Origin of the sequence: Pseudomonas sp. Q11 (genome assembly GCF_024494355.1) — a bacterium.
Taxonomy (GTDB): Bacteria; Pseudomonadota; Gammaproteobacteria; order Pseudomonadales; family Pseudomonadaceae; genus Aquipseudomonas; species Aquipseudomonas hefeiensis.
This window is the reverse complement of the sequence record NZ_JAKNQY010000007.1, coordinates 64354-83230: the sequence shown is the minus strand read 5'-3', so window position 1 is coordinate 83230 and position 18877 is coordinate 64354. Positions and strand designations below refer to the sequence as shown.

Below are 18877 nucleotides of genomic sequence, written 5' to 3'. Positions count from 1 at the left end.
TTCAGGCCGCCGTCAGGGCAGCAACCACAAGATCGCAACTGCGCTGGGCGTAGGCCGTCAGCACGATGCGGATCTGCGGCAAATCACGGGCCAGCACGGCGGTCAGCAGGCGCTGGAACAGGTCGAGGAATTCGCTCATCTCGGCCTTGCGTTGTTCCAGGGCCAGGAAGTAGGCGCGGCTCATGGCCGGTTGCAGGTTCTCGACGGTTTCCTGCAAGTACGGGTTGTTGGCAAAGGGATAGGCGGCGCGCATCACGCTGAAACTTTCATCGACGAAAGTGCGGATGTCCTGGCGCTCGAAGGCGGCCTGCAAACGCTGCTGGATCTCGACGAACGGCGCCATGTCAGCCTGTTCCTGCCAGCCATGAGCCACGGCATTGCCCAACAGGATGTACAGCTCGCTCATCAGCGCACAGAGGCTGCGCACCTTGTGTTCGCTCAGCTCGGTGACGTGTGCGCCACGGCGCGGCAGGATCGCGATCAGATGCCGGCGCTCCAATATCAGCAACGCCTCACGGACCGAGCCGCGACTCACGTTGAGCGCCAGCGTGACCTTCTGCTCCTGTATGCGCTCGCCCGGCTTCATTTCGCCGCGAATGATGCGTTCGGCCAAGTGATGGGCGATTTGCTCGGCGAGGCTGTCCGGGGCCTTGAACGTCATGGTTGTCCTTCAAACTCTTCGATTTGCACAAGCGGCGCAGTGTAGCGCACTCAATACGTCATGGCGCAGGGCCTGCAGCGGGTTTTTGGCACGATCTAAGCAAAAAAGTTAGGGAATTTACCTTGAAACAAAACCTGTGGGAGCGAGCCTGCTCGCGATGGCGCCGGAACAGCTATGTATTCATCGACTGATATACCGCCATCGCGAGCAGGCTCGCTCCCACAGGGTCAATACTGAGTGAATACGTTGTTCATCGACCAAACGGATTTTCTTGACCTATAAGTCAGAAAATCGTTGACCGCAAAGTCAGACCTGATAAATTCAGCTCAAGTCGATACAACAATAATGAGTCTGCGAGGCCTTCCGTGATCCAGTTTTTACTCAACCAGGAACTCCGTAGCGAGCACGCCCTGGACCCGAACCTGACCGTGCTCAACTATTTGCGCGAACACGTCGGCAAATCCGGTACCAAAGAAGGCTGCGCCAGTGGCGACTGTGGCGCGTGCACCGTAGTGGTGGGCGAGTTGCAGACCGACGAGGACGGTCGTGAACGCATTCGTTATCGCAGCCTCAATTCGTGCCTGACCTTCGTCTCGTCCCTGCACGGCAAGCAACTGATCAGCGTCGAAGACCTCAAGCACCAGGGCCAGTTGCACAGCGTCCAACAGGCGATGGTCGATTGCCACGGTTCGCAATGCGGCTTCTGCACACCGGGCTTCGTGATGTCCCTGTTCGCCCTGCAAAAGAACAGTGAACAGCCCGACGCCCATAAAGCCCACGAAGCCTTGGCCGGCAATCTGTGCCGCTGCACCGGCTACCGGCCGATTCTGGCGGCCGCCGAGCAGGTCTGCTGCGCCAAGCAAGCGGACCAGTTCGACGCCCGCGAAGCCGAGACCATCGCTCGCCTCAAGGCCATCGCACCGACTGACACGGGTGAACTCAACAGCGGCGACAAACGCTGCCTGGTGCCGTTGACCGTGGCCGATCTGGCCGACCTCTACGATGCCTATCCCCAGGCGCGCCTGCTGGCCGGCGGCACGGACCTGGCCCTGGAAGTCACCCAGTTCCATCGCACCCTGCCGGTGATGATCTACGTGGGCAACGTCGCTGAGCTCAAGCGAATCGAGCGTTTCGACGATCGCCTGGAGATCGGCGCCGCCACCGCACTCTCCGACTGCTACGAAGCCTTGCAGGCTGAATACCCGGACTTCGGCGAACTGCTGCAGCGCTTCGCTTCGTTGCAGATCCGCAACCAGGGCACCCTGGGCGGCAACATCGGCAACGCCTCGCCGATTGGCGACTCGCCGCCCCTGTTGATCGCTCTCGGCGCGCAGATCGTGTTGTGCAAGGGCCAGACCCGCCGCACCCTGGCGCTGGAAGACTATTTCATCGACTACCGGGTCACCGCCCGCCAGGAAAGCGAATTCATCGAGAAGATCATCGTGCCCCGGGCCAGCGCCGAGCAGGCGTTCCGCGCCTATAAGGTCTCCAAGCGCCTGGACGATGACATTTCCGCCGTATGCGGGGCGTTCAACCTGCGTATCGAGCATGGCGTGGTCCAGGACGCCCGGGTGGCCTTCGGCGGCATGGCCGCGACACCCAAGCGCGCCAAGCATTGTGAAGCCGCGTTGACCGGTGCCGCGTGGAACGACAACACCGTCGAACGTGCCTGCGCCGCACTGGCCGAGGACTTCACACCGCTGTCGGACTTCCGCGCCAGCAAGGAATACCGCCTGCTCAGCGCCCGCAACCTGCTGCGCAAATACTTCATCGAACTGCAAACGCCGCACATCGAGACTCGGGTGACCGCTTATGTCTAACCATCACGCCGTAGAGAAGACTCAAGCCGAGCTGGCCGAGCTGTTCGCCCGCGACCTGACCACCGGCGTGGGCCGCAGCGTCAAGCATGACAGCGCCGCCAAGCATGTGTCCGGCGAAGCCCAGTACATCGACGATCGCCTGGAATTTCCGAACCAACTGCACGTGTACGCCCGCCTGTCGGACCGCGCCCACGCGCGGATTTTGCGCATCGACACCGCGCCTTGCTACGCCTTCGAAGGCGTGCGCATCGCCATCACCCATGCAGACGTGCCGGGTCTCAAGGACATCGGCCCGCTGCTGCCCGGTGACCCGTTATTGGCCATCGATGACGTGCAGTTCGTCGGCCAACCGGTGCTGGCCGTTGCCGCCAGGGACCTGGAAACCGCGCGCAAGGCAGCGATGGCGGCCATCATCGAATACGAAGATCTGGAACCGGTGCTGGACGTGGTCGAGGCCCTGCGCAAGCGGCATTTCGTGCTGGATAGCCACACCCACCAGCGCGGAGATTCGGCGGCGGCACTGGCCAGCGCCGAGCACCGTATCCAGGGCTCGCTGCACATTGGCGGCCAGGAACACTTTTACCTGGAAACCCAGATTTCCTCGGTGATGCCCACCGAAGACGGCGGCATGATCGTCTACTGCTCCACGCAGAATCCCACCGAAGTGCAGAAACTGGTGGCCGAAGTGCTGGACGTTTCGATGAACAAAGTCGTGGTGGACATGCGCCGCATGGGCGGTGGCTTTGGCGGCAAGGAAACCCAGGCCGCCAGCCCGGCGTGCCTGTGCGCGGTCATCGCCCACCTCACCGGCCAGCCCACCAAGATGCGTCTGCCCCGGGTCGAAGACATGCTGATGACCGGCAAGCGCCATCCCTTCTACATTGAATACGACGTCGGCTTCGACAGCACCGGGCGTCTGCACGGTATTGCCCTGGAGCTGGCCGGCAACTGCGGCTGCTCGCCGGACCTGTCGGCCTCGATTGTCGACCGGGCGATGTTCCATGCCGACAACGCCTATTACCTGGGCGATGCAACCATCAACGGCCACCGCTGTAAGACCAATACCGCGTCAAACACCGCTTACCGAGGCTTCGGCGGGCCGCAAGGCATGGTCGCCATCGAAGAGGTGATGGACGCCATCGCACGGCATTTGGGGCTCGATCCGCTGGCGGTGCGCAAGGCCAACTACTACGGCAAGACCGAGCGCAACGTCACCCACTACTATCAGACCGTCGAGCACAACATGCTCGAGGAGATGACCGCTGAACTCGAGCAAAGCAGCCAGTACGCCGAGCGCCGAGAAGCGATCCGCCGCTACAACGCCAATAGCCCGATCCTGAAAAAAGGCCTGGCGCTGACACCGGTCAAGTTCGGCATTTCCTTCACCGCCAGCTTTCTCAATCAGGCCGGGGCGCTGATTCACGTCTATACCGACGGCAGCATCCACCTGAACCATGGCGGCACGGAAATGGGCCAGGGCTTGAACACCAAAGTCGCGCAAGTGGTGGCCGAGGTGTTCCAGGTGGAAATGGACCGGGTGCAGATCACCGCAACCAACACCGACAAGGTGCCGAACACCTCGCCCACCGCCGCCTCCAGCGGTGCCGACCTCAATGGCAAGGCTGCGCAGAATGCCGCCGAAACCATCAAGCAGCGCCTGGTGGAGTTCGCTGCGCGGCAGTACCAGGTCAGCGAAGAAGACGTGGCGTTCCACAACGGCCATGTGCGGGTGCGCGATCATATCCTGACGTTCGAGGCGCTGGTGCAGCAGGCGTATTTCGCTCAGGTCTCACTGTCGAGCACCGGTTTCTACAAGACCCCGAAAATCTACTACGACCGCAGCCAGGCCCGAGGGCGGCCGTTCTACTACTACGCCTATGGCGCGGCGTGCGCCGAGGTGATCGTCGACACTCTGACCGGCGAATACAAGATGCTGCGCACCGACATCCTCCACGATGTCGGCGCCTCGCTGAACCCGGCCATCGACATTGGCCAGGTCGAAGGCGGTTTCATCCAGGGCATGGGCTGGCTGACCATGGAAGAGCTGGTCTGGAACGACAAAGGCAAGCTCATGACGAATGGCCCGGCCAGCTACAAGATTCCGGCGGTGGCCGACATGCCGCTGGATCTGCGGGTCAAGCTGGTGGAAAACCGCAAGAACCCGGAAGACACGGTGTTCCATTCCAAAGCTGTGGGCGAGCCGCCGTTCATGCTTGGCATCGCCGCGTGGTGCGCGATCAAGGACGCCGTGGCGAGCCTGGGGGATTACCAGCACCAGCCGAAAATCGATGCGCCGGCGACACCGGAGCGGGTGTTGTGGGGGTGTGAGCAGATGCGTGGGTTGCGGGTGGCGAAAACCGTAGAAGCTGAGACTGAGGCGGCTTCGCTTTAGACCGCGGTGCGGCCAATCGCGAGCAGGCTCGCTCCCACAGGAAGTTGTGAACACCGACCTAATGTGGGAGCGAGCCTGCTCGCGAAAGCGGCCGAACAGACAACAGAGATGTCGAGGTGAATATGTACAACTGGATCAGCGCCCTCGCCGACCTGCAAGATCGCGGTGAACCCTGCGTGCTGGTGACCATCATCGAAGAACTCGGCTCGACCCCGCGCAATGCCGGTTCGAAGATGGTGATCAGCACCAGCCAGACGTTCGACACCATCGGCGGCGGGCACCTGGAATACAAAGCCATGGAACTCGCCCGGCAGATGCTCGCCAGCGGCCAGCAAAGCACCCATCTGGAGCGCTTCAGCCTCGGCGCCAGCCTGGGCCAGTGCTGCGGCGGCGTGACCGTGCTGCTGTTCGAACCCATGGGCCAGGTCCAGGCACAGATTGCCGTGTTCGGCGCCGGCCATGTCGGCCGCGCCCTGGTGCCGCTGCTGGCGAGCCTGCCGTGCAAGGTGCGCTGGATCGACTCCCGGGAAGCGGAGTTTCCCGAACACCTGCCCCACGGCGTGCGCAAGATCGTCAGCGAAGAGCCGCTGGATGAAATCGACGAATTGCCCGCCGGCAGCTACTGCATCGTCATGACCCACAACCACCAGCTCGACCTGGAACTCAGTGCCGCGATCCTCAAGCGCAACGACTTCGCCTACTTCGGCCTGATCGGTTCGAAGACCAAACGGGTCAAGTTCGAACATCGCCTGCGCGATCGCGGCTTCGACAGCAGCACCTTGCAACGCATGCGCTGCCCGATGGGCATCGGCGACGTCAAAGGCAAGTTGCCTGTGGAAATCGCCATTTCCATCGCCGGCGAAATCATCGCCACCTATAACGCGGATTTCGGCCAGCACACCAAGCGTGCCGAACCGATTGCCAAGCTGCTGCCGGCCTCGCGCCGCAGCCAGGCGAACCGTTGAACAATCGTTGAGAATTCCCATGCCCCTGACACGCAAAGCCTACCGCGCCGCCCTGCTCCACAGCCTTGCCGACCCTGCCGAAGTCGGCATTGAAGCGTCCTATGAATATTTTGAAGATGGCCTGCTGGTGGTGGAAAACGGCCAGATCAGCGCCATCGGCCACGCCAGCGAGTTGCTGCCGACCCTCGCGGCCGACATCGAGATCACTCATTACCAAGACGCGCTGATCACGCCCGGCTTCATCGACACCCACATCCACCTGCCGCAGACCGGCATGGTCGGGGCCTACGGCGAGCAATTGCTGGACTGGCTCAACACCTACACCTTCCCCTGCGAAAGCCAGTTCGCCGACAAGGCCCACGCCGACGCCGTGGCCGATATTTTCGTCAAGGAACTGCTGCGCAACGGCACCACCACCGCGCTGGTGTTCGGCAGTGTGCACCCGCAATCGGTCAACGCATTTTTCGAGGTGGCCGAGAAACTCGACCTGCGGATGATCGCCGGCAAAGTGATGATGGATCGCAACGCCCCGGACTACCTGACCGACACCGCTGAGTCCAGCTACACCGAAAGCAAAGCGCTGATCGAACGCTGGCACGGCAAGGGCCGCCTGCATTACGCCGTGACCCCGCGTTTTGCGCCGACCAGCACGCCGGAACAACTGGCCCTGGCGGGTCAGTTGCTGGGGGAATATCCCGACCTGTACATGCAGACTCACATCAGTGAGAACCTGCAGGAAGTGCAATGGGTCAAGGAACTGTTTCCAGAGCGCAAAGGTTATCTGGACGTCTACGACCACTACCATCTGCTCGGCGAACGCTCGGTGTTCGCCCACGGCGTGCACCTGTGTGACGACGAATGCGCGCGCCTGGCCGAGACCGGTTCGGCCATCGCGTTCTGCCCGACCTCGAACTTTTTCCTCGGCAGCGGCCTGTTCAACCTGCCAATGGCCGAGAAGCACAAAGTGAACGTGGGGTTGGGCACGGACGTCGGTGGCGGCACCAGTTTCTCGTTGCTGCAAACCCTGAACGAAGCTTACAAGGTGATGCAGTTGCAGGGCGCCCGCCTGAGCCCGTTCAAGTCGCTGTACCTGGCCACTCTTGGCGGCGCCCGGGCCTTGCGCCTGGAAGACCGGATCGGGACTTTACAGCCGGGCAGCGATGCGGATTTTCTGGTACTGGACTACAACGCCACGCCGCTCTTGGACTATCGACTGAAGCAGGCCCGGGACATTGCCGAGAAGTTGTTTGTGTTGATGACATTGGGGGATGACCGGACGGTGGCGCAGACTTATGCGGCGGGCCAGTTGGTGCATCAGCGCTAGATCTCATTCGCCTGTCAGACCGTCAATCGCGAGCAGGCTCGCTCCCACAGGGGTTATGTGAACAACACAAATCCACTGTGGGAGCGAGCCTGCTCGCGATGAAGGCAACTCGGTATGACTGATTCAACCCATCAAAGCTTGGCCGTCGACCGCCCCGGCTTCTTGCTCTGCAACAAATGCGAAAACACCGCATGCAGATCATCCGACGCGCTTTCTTCGTCGAGGTTGAGCTTGCTGTCGATGTGGTCCATGTGATGCATCATCAGGTCCACCGCCAGGGTGGCGTCGCGGGCCTCGATGGCGTCGATCAACTGGGTGTGTTCGTCGTAGGAACAGTGGGAACGGTTACCGCTTTCGTACTGGGCGATGATCAGCGAGGTCTGGGATACCAGGCTGCGCTGGAAGCTGATCAGCGGGGCGTTCTTCGCCGCCTCGGCCAGCTTGAGGTGGAACTCGCCTGACAGGCGGATACCGGCGCCGCGGTCGCCGCGGGAAAAACTGTCGCGCTCGTCGCTGACCATCTGCCGCAGCTCAGACAGTTGTTCGGCCGTGGCGTGCTGCACGGCCAGTTCGGTGATCGCCCTTTCCACCAGGCGCCGGGCCATGAACACCTGGCGGGCCTCTTCGACACTCGGACTGGCCACCACGGCGCCGCGATTGGGCCGCAACAGCACCACGCCTTCGTGGGCCAGGCGCGACAGCGCACGGCGAATGATGGTGCGGCTGACCCCGAAAATCTCCCCCAACGCCTCTTCGCTCAACTTTGTACCGGGCGCCAGGCGCTGTTCGAGGATGGCCTCGAAAATATGCGCATAGACAATATCGTCCTGGGTTCCGCTGCGGCCGGCTTTGCCTGCTCGCGGTTGTTTCTTGAGGGGCTGCAACTGTTCGTTCATGGGCACTCGAGTCGGGAGAACTGCGGCGAATTGACCGTGACTGTAATACGCCTCAGCGAGTCGCTGACAAGTATCACGTAAATAATACGGCGATTGTACACAACCTCTGATGGCAACACGACTGTACGGCTGTTTGCGGACGTGGCTGTATTGCAATCGGCAACGGGGTTGAGTTTAGGCTTAAACCCCGAACCTGTGGCCCCAGCCCTCCTGCAATTTACAACAAGGACCACCGCCCACCATGACCGAAGTCACGACCACGCCACTTCGTCCGCTGGCCGATACCTCGCCATCGGCCATCGTCGCCGGTTTCATCGCAATGATGACCGGCTACACCAGTTCGCTGGTGTTGATGTTCCAGGCCGGGCAGGCGGCAGGGCTGACTAGCGGGCAGATTTCTTCGTGGATCTGGGCAATTTCCATCGGCATGGCTGTGTGCTCCATTGGCCTGTCGTTGCGGTATCGCACACCGATCACCATCGCCTGGTCGACGCCCGGCGCGGCGCTGCTGATCACCAGTCTGGGCGGGGTCAGTTATGGCGAAGCCATCGGCGCCTACATCACCTGCGCGGTGCTGGTGACAATCTGTGGCCTGACCGGTAGCTTCGAGCGCCTGGTCAAGCGCATTCCGGCCTCGTTGGCGGCGGCGTTGCTGGCGGGGATCCTGTTCAAGATCGGCAGCGAGATTTTCGTCGCCGCCGAGCATCGAACCGGCCTGGTGCTGGGGATGTTTTTCACCTACCTGATCGTCAAGCGCCTGTCGCCGCGCTACGCAGTGCTGGCGGCGTTGCTGATCGGTACAGCGCTGTCAGGTTTGATGGGACTCCTGGACTTCAGCGGCTTTGCCCTGGAAGTCGCCACACCGGTATGGACCACGCCGCACTTCTCCCTGGCGGCCACCATCAGCATCGGCATTCCACTGTTCGTGGTGGCGATGACCTCGCAAAACATGCCTGGCATCGCCGTGCTGCGGGCAGACGGTTACAACGTGCCGGCTTCGCCGCTGATCACCAGCACGGGCATCGCCTCGCTGCTGCTGGCGCCGTTCGGCTCCCATGGCATTAACCTGGCGGCCATCAGCGCGGCCATCTGCACCGGGCCACACGCCCATGAGGATCGTAATAAACGCTATACGGCAGCAGTCTGGTGCGGGATTTTCTACGGGTTTGCCGGCGTGTTCGGCGCGACACTGGCGGCATTGTTCGCGGCGCTGCCCAAGGAGCTGGTACTGTCCATCGCGGCGTTGGCGCTGTTCGGCTCAATCATCAATGGCTTGAGCATCGCCATGAGCGAAGCCCGGGAACGCGAAGCGGCGCTGATCACCTTCATGGTCACGGCATCGGGGTTGACGCTGTTTTCCATCGGTTCGGCGTTCTGGGGGATTGTGGCGGGGGTGTTGACCTTGCTGATCCTGAACTGGCGTAGCGCTTGAAGCTTCAAGCTTCAAGCTTCAAGCTTCAAGCTTCAAGCTTCAAGCTTCAAGCTCTTAGACTTGCAGCTTGAAGCTTGCAGCTTGCAGCTTATTTCTGATTGATCGGCTTTTCCGGGTACCAGACGTCCATCAGCGGGCTGACTTCAACGCTGGTCAGCTCAGGACGCGCCTTGAGCCAGGCTTCAACGGCCGCACGCTGCTCTTCGGACACCGAGCCACGTTTCTGCAGGCAAACCAGACCGTAGTCGTCGCCGCCAACATAGCCCAGGCCATTGGCTTCCATGGCTTGTTTCAGGAAAGCGTCGAGGAAAGCGTCAACGGCCTCATCGGCCAGATCTTCTTTGAAATCCAGGTTCAGTTCGAAACCCAGCTCTTGAAATTCATCCACGCACAGTTTTTTGCGCAGACGCTGGGAACGGTTAGTCGCCATTGGAACAATCCTCATAAGTAATAACGGCCGGCACTCTACCAGTTTGGTGCACTGTTTGCCCGCCTGATCGGGTATGTAGGCCTACCGTCGGTAAAAAATAGCGTCCCAAAGGGCTCAGGCACGGCACACGCCGTTGCACCTTGGGGCATAATGCCGACACTTTCATGACGTTGAGGGCGTTCATTTTCATGTCCTCGTTTTTTCCCCCTCGCCCGTAGGGTTTTATTTCAGATGATCAAATCTTTGCGTCCACTGCTTTTGGCCGGTCTTCTTCTTCCCCTGGCCCTGCCTGCGTCCACCAGCGCCGCCACCATCAACACGGCCCTGACGCCCAATGTGCAAAAGGCCCTCAAGAACAGCAAGCTGCAAAACAACGCCTTGTCCCTGGTGATGATCCCGCTCAACGGCCCTGGCACCCCGACCCTGTACAACGCCGACGTCTCGGTGAACCCGGCCTCCACCATGAAGCTGGTGACCACCTATGCCGCCCTGGAGATGCTGGGGCCCAATCACCAGTGGAAAACCGAGTTCTACACCGACGGCACCCTCAGCGGCGGGATTCTCAACGGTAACCTGTACCTCAAGGGTGGCGGCGACCCCAAGCTGAACATGGAAAAGCTCTGGCTACTGATGCGCGACTTACGGGCCAACGGCGTGCAACAGGTCACCGGTGATCTGGTGCTGGACCGTGGTTTCTTCGTCAAACCGCAGTTGCCTGAATTCAACGACGACGGCAACGACAAAAACAAACCGTTTTTGGTCAAGCCCGATTCCCTACTGGTCAACCTCAAGGCCCTGCGTTTTGTCGCCCGCAATGACGCCGGCCGGGTGCTGGTGTCGGTGGAGCCGCCGATCGCCAGCATTCGCATCGAAAACCAGGTCAAGGCACTCAACTCCAAAAAATGCACCGGTGGCGTGCGCTACAACCCGGTGCCGCAGGCGGACGGCAGCGTGACCGTGACCGTTGGCGGCCAGCTCGGTGACGGCTGCAGTTCCCAGACTTACCTGGCGCTGCTGGACCACCCCACTTACACCGCCGGAGCGGTGCGGGCGATCTGGAAGGAACTGGGCGGCAGCATCCAGGGCAAGGACCGCCTGGCTGCGACCCCAAGCGGCGCCAAGGTGCTGGCCCGGGCGTTCTCGCCGGACCTGGCGGAGATCATTCGCGACATCAACAAATACAGTAACAACACCATGGCCCAGCAATTATTCCTGAGCCTGGGTGCAGAGTTTCGCAACGAAGCCGACGGTGACGACGCCAAGGCGGCACAACGGGTGGTACGCCAGTGGCTGGCTCGCAAAGGCATCACCGCGCCGCACCTGGTCATGGAAAACGGCTCCGGCCTGTCCCGCGCCGAAAGGGTGAGTGCCCGGGAAATGGCGGCAATGCTGCAAGCCGCGTGGCGCAGCCCGTACTCCGCCGAATTCATCAGTTCGATGCCCATCGCCGGCACCGACGGCACCATGCGCAGACGTCTCAAGACCACCGCCATGGCCGGCGAAGCCCACGTCAAGACCGGCACCCTGAACACCGTTCGCGCCATCGCCGGCTACAGCCGTGACATCAACGGCAACACCTGGGCCGTGGTGGCGATTCTCAACGATCCGCGGCCATGGGGTGCGTCGTCGGTGCTGGACCAGGTGCTGCTGGACCTGTATCGCCAGCCGAAACTGCCGCAGACGGCTTCGGTGCTCTAAACCCGTACAAATTAACTGTGGGAGCGAGCCTGCTCGCGATGCGTCAGCCAGTGAACAGAAATGTTGAATGGCACACCGTTATCGCGAGCAGGCTCGCTCCCACATTGATCCCCGGCGGAGACGCCTACCCCAACTGCGCCTCAACCCTATCCCGTCCGGCCTGCTTGGCCGCGTACACCCCCGAGTCGGCTCGCAACAGCAGCGCATCCGCCCCCTCCCCGACGTGCCAGGTGGCGATGCCGAAGCTGGCGGTGATGACGCCCACATCCTCGATTGGCGCGCTGCGCAGCCCTTCCCACAATCCTACGGCCAAGGCATGGGCGCTTTCGCCGTCAGTGTCCGGGCACAACACCACGAACTCTTCACCGCCCAGCCGGCAGAACACGTCGGTCCGTCGCAGCCGTTGAGTGATACGCTGACAAACCGCCTGCAACACCCGATCGCCCACTGCGTGGCCGTGCTGGTCGTTGATACGTTTGAAGTGGTCGATGTCGAGCATGATGACCGCCAACTCCCCGGTACCCCGCTCCACCCGGGCCATCTCCGTGGTCAGCCGCTCCTGGAAATAGCGCCGGTTGCGAATACCTGTCAGGGCGTCGGTCACTGACAAGGTTCGCAGTTCCTCTTCCACCCGTTTGAGATCGGAGATGTCGGAAATATAACCGTGCCACAACACCCCGCCGCCCGGCAGCTCCTCAGGTGTGGCCTCGCCACGTACCCAACGCAACCCACGCTGCGGCAGTTGCAGGCGATACTCCTCGCGCCATGGGCTCAGGGTGTCGGCCGAAGTCCGGATCGACCTGCGCACGCGCGCACTGTCCAGCGGATGGATGCGCGAGAAAATCGATTCGGCGTTGCGCACCAGTACATCGGGTTCCAGCTCATAGATATCGCGAATGCCGTCACTGGCGTAAATCACGCTGAAACGCCCATTGAAATCCATCTTGAACTGGTAGATTCCCCCCGGAACGTGGGCACTGAGCTTTTTCAGCAACAGGTCCCGGGCGGCCAGGGCCTCGTGGACGCGCTTACGCTCGGTGATGTCGATGCAGATCGCCAGATGACCGATCCACAGCCCCTGATCATCCAGCATCGGTGTCGCCAGCATGTTCACGGTCAAATGGCTGCCATCGCGGCGCACCAGCGTCCACTCTCGGGCCTGCTGGCCACCCTGTTCGCCGCCCTCGACCAGCATGGCGTGGCACGTGGGAATCGGTTTGCCGTAACGCGCAGCAAGTTGTACAGCCCGGGCCTGGAGCTCGCACGGAAGGTGAAGGCTTTCGAGGGTCATGCTGTGCAGGACCTCGCCGCTGTCGTAGCCGAGCATCTGTTCGGCGCCCGCATTGAACGTGGTTATCACACCACGCAGATCCGTGGCGATGATCGCAACCTGGGTCGCAGCATCCAGCACACCACGCAACTGGCTGTGGGTGCCCCGCAGTTCCTGCTCACGGTCGCGCAGTTCCCGGGTCCGTTGCTCTACCAGTTCCAGGGCCCGCTGTCGCTGGCTGACCAACACATAAAGCAAGGTACTGAGGAGCAGACTGAGCAAACCACCCAGCACCAGCAGGCTCGCCACCGAAGAAGGGTTGGTGGACAAGAACATGCGACTGGGCCGCAACTCTATCCGATAGTCGTGATCGGCCAGGCGCAACAGGCGGGTCGCCGACAAATTGCTTTCACCCGGTGGATCGAGCGACTCGAACAGCACCTCCTCACGGTCGTCGCTGGACAGGTCCATGACCCGCATCGAAAGATTGTCCTGACCGGGCGCCGGCAGGCCATCACCCACCAACTGGTGCATGCTGACGGCCGCCACGACGTAACCGAACGGTTCCCTGGACCACGCCCTGGAGACCGGCGCGACCAGCAACACCCCGCGCACCGTGGTGGAAGCCTCCCCCGCCAGGTCCAAAGGTTGCGATACCACCATGGTGTCACGTTGGCGAGCACGCTCAAGGGTGGCACGGCGCAAGGGATGGGCGAGCAGATCCAAACCCCGTGAGGCCTTGAAGGAAGGCTGACTCTGGAGGTACAGCACCGGCACGTATTCGTCCCGTTCAGCGGCCAGGCGCAGGCCACCTGCGTCGTCCGGCTCACGGATGGAAAACGTATCGCCCCCCTCGGTCCGGGCTTGTTGTTCGAACGAGGATCGTTCGTCGCGCAGCACCCGAGGCGCCCAGGCGAACGCCTGGGTGCGGCGCAATAACGCTTCGGCATAGCCATGGAATTCCCTCTCGAAAACCCCAGCCGAATTGGCAAAGAAACGCCTCAGGCTGTCGAGACGTTGCTCCTGGTCCTGGAAACGCTCCTCGATGCGGCTGAAGCGCTCCTGGGCTTGCAGTTCAAAGCGCTGGCGCAATTGCTGGTTGAACAGACTCGCCATCGCCCAGGTCAGCAAACCGGTCACGAACGCACCGGCCAGCAGCACCAGCGAAGCCACCAGCCAGGCCGACACATCTTCGCTGATAAAGCCCAGGATTCTGGGGCGCACCTGATGCAATGCCATAAATACAACTCAGAAAGGGGCCAGGCATAGGTACTGCCCTGTCCACAAGCTTAAGTTATAGCTATTAGCCATCACTTTGACCAGCACAAAAAGCCCCGAAAGCCTTGAGTTTCAAGGCTTCCATGGATCCAATCGGCTACAGGTCAACGGGCCATGATCTTCCAGGCACGATGAATCCTGCCGTTGCGGGCAAAATCCGGATCGATGGTCTTGGCGGTGATTTCCTCCACCGCGTAACGCTCGCCCAAATTGTCCTCGAGCTGGAACTTGCGGAAGTTGTTGGAGAAGTACAGCACACCACCCGGCGCCAGGCGGGCCATGGCCAGGTCCAGCAACTGGACGTGGTCGCGCTGCACGTCGAACACACCTTCCATGCGCTTGGAGTTGGAGAAGGTCGGCGGGTCGATGAAGATCAGGTCGTACTCCTCGCGACTGGCTTCAAGCCAGGCCATCACATCGCCCTGCTCCAGGCGATTCTTGTCGGAAAAACCATTGAGCGACAGGTTGCGCCGTGCCCAGTCCAGGTAAGTCTTCGACAAGTCGACGCTGGTGGTGCTGCGCGCGCCACCCTTGGCAGCGTGGACGCTGGCGGTCGCGGTGTAGCAGAACAGATTGAGGAAGCGCTTGCCGGCCGCCTCTTTCTGGATCCGCAGGCGCATCGGCCGGTGGTCGAGAAACAGCCCGGTGTCCAGGTAGTCGGTGAGGTTGACCAGCAGCTTCACGCCGCCTTCATTGACCTCGGTGAACTTGCCCTGGGCGCTCTGGCGTTCGTACTGCTTGGTGCCGCTCTGGCGTTCGCGACGCTTGATCACCACGCGGCTCTTGTCCACGTTCAATGCCTGGGGGATGGCCGCCAGGGCGTCGAACAGCCGGGCCGAGGCTTTTTCCGGGTCGATGGATTTTGGCGCGACGTATTCCTGGACATGCACCCAATCGTGGTACAGGTCGATGGCCATGGAGTATTCCGGCATGTCGGCGTCGTAGACCCGATAGCAGTCCACGCCTTCACGCTTGGCCCATTTACCCAGCAGCTTGAGGTTCTTTTGCAGACGGTTGGCAAACATCTGCCCGCCTTCGCTCAAACGTGCCTGCTCGACCACAGGGGCCGGAGCCGGGGCGGGTTTGATCGGGTTGCCGTTCTTGTTGTACTGGCGCTCTTGCGGTACGTCGGGCGTCTGTTCGTACTCAGCCTGCTCACGCTCGGCCTGGCGCTGTTCCGGGGTACGACGCTCACCGGTGACGAACTGATCCGGCAGGACCTTGATCAGCAGCAATTTGCACGGCAGGGCACCGTTCCAGAACGAATATTGCTTGTGACTGCGAATGCCCATGCGCTTGCCCAGGTCCGGCGCACCAGTAAACACGGCAGCTTCCCAGTTCAGGCAGGCCTGGCGCAGGCGTTCGCCGAGGTTCTGATAGAGGTAGAGCAAGCTGGCTTCGTCGCCCAGACGCTCGCCGTACGGCGGGTTGCAGATCACCAGGCCTTTCTGGTTCTGGTCCGGGCGGGGTTCGAACGTGGCGACTTCACCCTGATAAATCTTGATCCACTCGCTCAGGCCGGCACGCTCGACGTTATTGCGGCCGGGCTGAATCAACCGCGGATCAGCCTCGTAGCCGCGAATCCACAGCGGCGGCTTGGCCAGCCCGGCGGCGGCACGGGCGCTCGCCTCCTCGTGCAGCTTCTTCCACAACGCCGGCACATGGCCGAGCCAGGCGGTGAACCCCCACTGCTGGCGACTCAGGTTCGGCGCCATGTCGGCGGCGATCATGCCGGCTTCGACCAGGAAGGTGCCGACGCCACACATCGGATCGGCCAGCGCCCCGCCTTCAGCGGCAATGCGCGGCCAGCCGGAGCGGATCAGGATGGCCGCGGCGAGGTTTTCCTTCAGCGGCGCGGCACCTTGCTGCAGGCGATAGCCGCGCTGGTGCAGGCTGTGACCGGAAAGGTCCAGGGACAGGATCGCTTCGCCGCGGTCCAGGCGCAGGTGGATGCGCAAGTCCGGGTTGAGCTTGTCGATCGATGGCCGCTCGCCCGTCGGCGTGCGCAGTTTGTCGACAATGGCGTCCTTGACCTTCAAGGCACCAAAGTGAGTGTTATCGATGCCCGAGCCGTGCCCGCTGAACTCCACCGCCAGGGTGCCATCGGCCAGCATGTGGTCCTGCCAGTCGACATCCAGCACGCCGTGATACAGGTCTTCGGCGTCCTTCATCGGGAAGCGCTTGAGCACCAGCAACACGCGGTTGGCCAGGCGTGACCACAGGCACAGGCGATAAGCCGTTTCCATGTCGGCCATGCCGCGCACGGCCGAGGTGTGCTCACGCGCCTCTTCAAGGCCAAGCCCGACGGCTTCCTCGATGAGCAGGCCTTCAAGACCTTTGGGGCAAGTGAGGAAGAGTTCGAAACGATCGGACATGGGATTTCCAGAGCCTTTGGCTAAGTGGACCGGGCAACGCATTGCCGGGCCGGGTTCAATCAGGTGCTTTTCTCAAGAGCACCCGCGTGGCACGAAAGTGTGCCGTGCCGCTCTCGCCGCTCAGGTTAAAAGAGCTTAGAGGCGAGGGCAGATAAAAAATTCTGTGCAACAAATTGTGAAAACTCGACCCTTTCGTCGAATAGTACCCGAGTGCAACGGGGGGACATTCTCATTCGCCTGAGGGCGACCCCCTTCGATGCAGGGCCGATCATACAGGGGTCTTGCCTGAAAGCGGGTGACGAACATCATGTTACTTATCGCCCTAACATCTTTATTGTTACGCGCTTATGACAAAACGATCATTCCATACATGTGACGCTTTGGTTAGAACTCAACACAGGTTGACGTCACAACGGCGTCAACACCTCGGCTCGTCACGCCGGCAACGAGCCACCCAACGGCAGAATGATTCTGCCCCGACCTCGACAGAGGTCAACGCGAAGCAACAGTCAACAAGTGAGGGCAACACCCTATGAGAAGACTTAAGCGTGATCCGTTGGAAAGAGCTTTTTTACGCGGTTACCAATATGGCGTTGGTGGTAAATCCCGTGAGCTTTGCCCCTTTACTCTACCGTCGGTACGTCAAGCCTGGATCAATGGCTGGCGAGAAGGACGCGGCGACAACTGGGACGGTATGACCGGCACTGCGGGTATCCACAGACTCAACGAACTTCACGCCGTCGGCTGACACAGGGCTTAACACTCAAGAACTCGACAATTTGATATCCACACCGATTTAACCACGCACGTCCCATCCGGACGGCGGGCTTCGGCCCAGGGGGCTCCTTCGAGGAGCCCTTTTTAATGCCCGGGTTTCAGCGAACACTGCAAAAAGCCGAGCGGTGAACACCCTTGCTCCCGCTGGGCTGCACCCTGTAGGAGCTGTCGAGTGCAACGAGGCTGCGATCTTTCCTCTGGCAATGGGGTCTAGAGCGAAAGATCAAGATCAAAAGATAGCAGCCTGCGGCAGCTCCTACAGAGTCCAGCGGGAGCAAGCTCCCTCGCCACAGTGAGTCTGCGCAGTCTTTAAGAACTTACCCGCGTTGAAATTGGCCAAGTGCGGCAATCGCATCCACCGACTCACGAATCAACGCCGGCCCCTTATAGATAAAGCCCGAATAAATCTGCACCAGGCTCGCGCCTGCACTGATTTTCTCGGCAGCATGCTTGCCCTCGGTGATGCCACCCACTGCAATGATCGGCAAGCGTCCCGCCAGTTCCGCGGCCAACACTTTCACGGTATGGGTGCTCTTGTCCCGCACCGGCGCACCCGACAGCCCGCCCGCCTCGTCACCGTGATCCACCCCCTCGACGCCTTCGCGACCCAGCGTCGTGTTGGTGGCAATCACCGCGTCCATTCCGGTGTCGATCAGGGCCTGGGCCACCTGTGCGGTCTCTTCGTCGGTCATGTCCGGGGCGATCTTGATGGCCAGCGGTACATGTTTGCCATGGATCACCGCCAGCTCGGCACGACGTCGGGCCAGGTCAGCCAACAACTGCTTGAGGGAGTCGCCAAATTGCAGGCTGCGCAGCCCCGGGGTGTTGGGGGAGCTGACGTTGACGGTCACATAACTGGCGTGGGCGTAGACCTTGTCCAGGCAGATCAGATAATCGTCGACCGCGCGCTCCACCGGTGTATCGAAATTCTTGCCGATGTTGATGCCCAGCACGCCCTTGTACTTGGCCGCGGCCACACGCCCCAGCAAATGGTCGACGCCCAGGTTGTTAAAACCCATGCGGTTGATGATCGCCTCGGCTTGCGGCAAGCGGAAAAGCCGTGGCTTGGGGTTGCCCGGTTGGGCACGCGGGGTGACGGTGCCGATTTCCACGAAACCGAACCCTAGCTGGGCAAAGCCGTCGATGGCCGCGCCATTCTTGTCCAGCCCCGCCGCCAGCCCGACCGGGTTGGGGAACTCAAGGCCCATCACACTCACCGGCAATTTCGCCGGCGCCTTGCACAGCAGACCATTGAGGCCCAAACGTCCACCCGCGCCGATCAGGTCCAGGGACAGATCGTGGGAGGTTTCCGGGGAAAGTTTGAACAGCAGTTCACGGGCCAGGGTGTACATGGGCGGCTTGGACTCGGGCGACGAAATGAGGCGGCGATTATAGCCGGGCAACGATGATGCACGCGAGGCGCCTGCACAAATCAGCGGCGATGGCATATGCCTTGCACCACTTGCGTTCATCGGCGCCCATGCCAACGACGGAATGAGTGCCACACTGTATTTGAAGGACAACGGCGTCGTCATCCGGCCTTGCAAGCGTCCGGATAC

General features: G+C 61.4%; 13 protein-coding genes. 7 read left to right on the top strand and 6 right to left on the bottom strand.

Translation table 11 applies throughout. From position 1 onward, the window contains the following. Nucleotide 1 precedes the first annotated feature (1 nt). A complete protein-coding gene (locus tag MA884_RS09975; RefSeq protein ID WP_256230336.1) occupies nt 2–661 on the bottom strand; it encodes a GntR family transcriptional regulator in 660 nt (219 codons plus the stop codon). A gap of 365 nt (nt 662–1026) precedes the next feature. On the opposite strand from MA884_RS09975, the gene xdhA reads away from it, so the two are divergent. The 4 genes from xdhA (at nt 1027) to guaD (ending at nt 7162) form a co-directional block, all read left to right on the top strand. Further along, the gene (gene xdhA / locus MA884_RS09970) at nt 1027–2481 is read left to right on the top strand and encodes a xanthine dehydrogenase small subunit (RefSeq protein ID WP_256230335.1); all 1455 of its coding nucleotides are present in this window, start codon (nt 1027–1029) and stop codon (nt 2479–2481) included. Then, a complete protein-coding gene (gene xdhB, locus MA884_RS09965; protein WP_256230334.1) occupies nt 2474–4873 on the top strand; it encodes a xanthine dehydrogenase molybdopterin binding subunit in 2400 nt (799 codons plus the stop codon). The genes xdhA and xdhB overlap by 8 nt, the downstream gene beginning before the upstream one ends. 122 nt (nt 4874–4995) lie before the next feature. After that, nucleotides 4996–5838: a xanthine dehydrogenase accessory protein XdhC gene (gene xdhC / locus MA884_RS09960; RefSeq protein WP_256230333.1), complete on the top strand. Its 843-nt coding sequence runs from the start codon at nt 4996–4998 to the stop codon at nt 5836–5838. A 19-nt stretch (nt 5839–5857) separates the two neighbouring features. Beyond that, the gene (gene guaD, locus MA884_RS09955) at nt 5858–7162 is read left to right on the top strand and encodes a guanine deaminase (protein ID WP_256230332.1); all 1305 of its coding nucleotides are present in this window, start codon (nt 5858–5860) and stop codon (nt 7160–7162) included. A gap of 131 nt (nt 7163–7293) precedes the next feature. Here guaD and MA884_RS09950 read toward each other — a convergent pair whose 3' ends face one another. Further along, on the bottom strand, nt 7294–8058 hold the full coding sequence (locus MA884_RS09950; RefSeq protein ID WP_256230330.1) for a GntR family transcriptional regulator: 765 nt from the start codon (nt 8056–8058) through the stop codon (nt 7294–7296). A gap of 241 nt (nt 8059–8299) precedes the next feature. Here MA884_RS09950 and MA884_RS09945 point away from each other — a divergent pair, with 241 nt between their 5' ends. Further along, entirely contained in the window at nt 8300–9490 is a 1191-nt protein-coding gene (locus MA884_RS09945; protein WP_256230328.1) for a benzoate/H(+) symporter BenE family transporter, read from the top strand. A gap of 88 nt (nt 9491–9578) precedes the next feature. Here the strand turns inward: MA884_RS09945 and MA884_RS09940 are convergent, their stop codons facing one another. Continuing rightward, nucleotides 9579–9920, bottom strand: a complete 342-nt coding sequence (locus MA884_RS09940; RefSeq protein ID WP_256230326.1) for a YggL family protein — start codon at nt 9918–9920, stop codon at nt 9579–9581. A gap of 231 nt (nt 9921–10151) precedes the next feature. Between MA884_RS09940 and dacB the strand changes: the two genes are divergently transcribed. Then, the gene (gene dacB / locus MA884_RS09935) at nt 10152–11618 is read left to right on the top strand and encodes a D-alanyl-D-alanine carboxypeptidase/D-alanyl-D-alanine-endopeptidase (protein ID WP_256230325.1); all 1467 of its coding nucleotides are present in this window, start codon (nt 10152–10154) and stop codon (nt 11616–11618) included. 124 nt (nt 11619–11742) lie between these two features. Here dacB and MA884_RS09930 read toward each other — a convergent pair whose 3' ends face one another. Both MA884_RS09930 and rlmKL read right to left on the bottom strand, forming a co-directional pair. Then, nucleotides 11743–14127: a GGDEF domain-containing protein gene (locus MA884_RS09930; RefSeq protein WP_256230324.1), complete on the bottom strand. Its 2385-nt coding sequence runs from the start codon at nt 14125–14127 to the stop codon at nt 11743–11745. A gap of 143 nt (nt 14128–14270) precedes the next feature. Continuing rightward, nucleotides 14271–16541 (bottom strand): bifunctional 23S rRNA (guanine(2069)-N(7))-methyltransferase RlmK/23S rRNA (guanine(2445)-N(2))-methyltransferase RlmL, encoded by a 2271-nt coding sequence (gene rlmKL / locus MA884_RS09925; protein ID WP_256230323.1) that lies wholly within the window; start codon nt 16539–16541, stop codon nt 14271–14273. A 532-nt stretch (nt 16542–17073) separates the two neighbouring features. Between rlmKL and rmf the strand changes: the two genes are divergently transcribed. Beyond that, on the top strand, nt 17074–17289 hold the full coding sequence (rmf, locus tag MA884_RS09920; protein WP_003223300.1) for a ribosome modulation factor: 216 nt from the start codon (nt 17074–17076) through the stop codon (nt 17287–17289). Nucleotides 17290–17635: 346 nt separating this feature from the next. Here rmf and MA884_RS09915 read toward each other — a convergent pair whose 3' ends face one another. Further along, nucleotides 17636–18670, bottom strand: coding sequence for a quinone-dependent dihydroorotate dehydrogenase (locus MA884_RS09915; RefSeq protein ID WP_256230322.1), 1035 nt, complete (start codon nt 18668–18670; stop codon nt 17636–17638). Nucleotides 18671–18877: the final 207 nt, after the last annotated feature.

Coding starts and splice junctions, on each gene's coding strand:
- MA884_RS09975 (WP_256230336.1), bottom strand. CDS start 661: ATGACGTTCAAGGCCCCGGACAGCCTCGCCGAGCAAATCGCCCATCAC.
- xdhB (WP_256230334.1), top strand. CDS start 2,474: ATGTCTAACCATCACGCCGTAGAGAAGACTCAAGCCGAGCTGGCCGAG.
- xdhC (WP_256230333.1), top strand. CDS start 4,996: ATGTACAACTGGATCAGCGCCCTCGCCGACCTGCAAGATCGCGGTGAA.
- guaD (WP_256230332.1), top strand. CDS start 5,858: ATGCCCCTGACACGCAAAGCCTACCGCGCCGCCCTGCTCCACAGCCTT.
- MA884_RS09950 (WP_256230330.1), bottom strand. CDS start 8,058: ATGAACGAACAGTTGCAGCCCCTCAAGAAACAACCGCGAGCAGGCAAA.
- MA884_RS09945 (WP_256230328.1), top strand. CDS start 8,300: ATGACCGAAGTCACGACCACGCCACTTCGTCCGCTGGCCGATACCTCG.
- MA884_RS09940 (WP_256230326.1), bottom strand. CDS start 9,920: ATGGCGACTAACCGTTCCCAGCGTCTGCGCAAAAAACTGTGCGTGGAT.
- dacB (WP_256230325.1), top strand. CDS start 10,152: ATGATCAAATCTTTGCGTCCACTGCTTTTGGCCGGTCTTCTTCTTCCC.
- MA884_RS09930 (WP_256230324.1), bottom strand. CDS start 14,127: ATGGCATTGCATCAGGTGCGCCCCAGAATCCTGGGCTTTATCAGCGAA.
- rlmKL (WP_256230323.1), bottom strand. CDS start 16,541: ATGTCCGATCGTTTCGAACTCTTCCTCACTTGCCCCAAAGGTCTTGAA.
- rmf (WP_003223300.1), top strand. CDS start 17,074: ATGAGAAGACTTAAGCGTGATCCGTTGGAAAGAGCTTTTTTACGCGGT.
- MA884_RS09915 (WP_256230322.1), bottom strand. CDS start 18,670: ATGTACACCCTGGCCCGTGAACTGCTGTTCAAACTTTCCCCGGAAACC.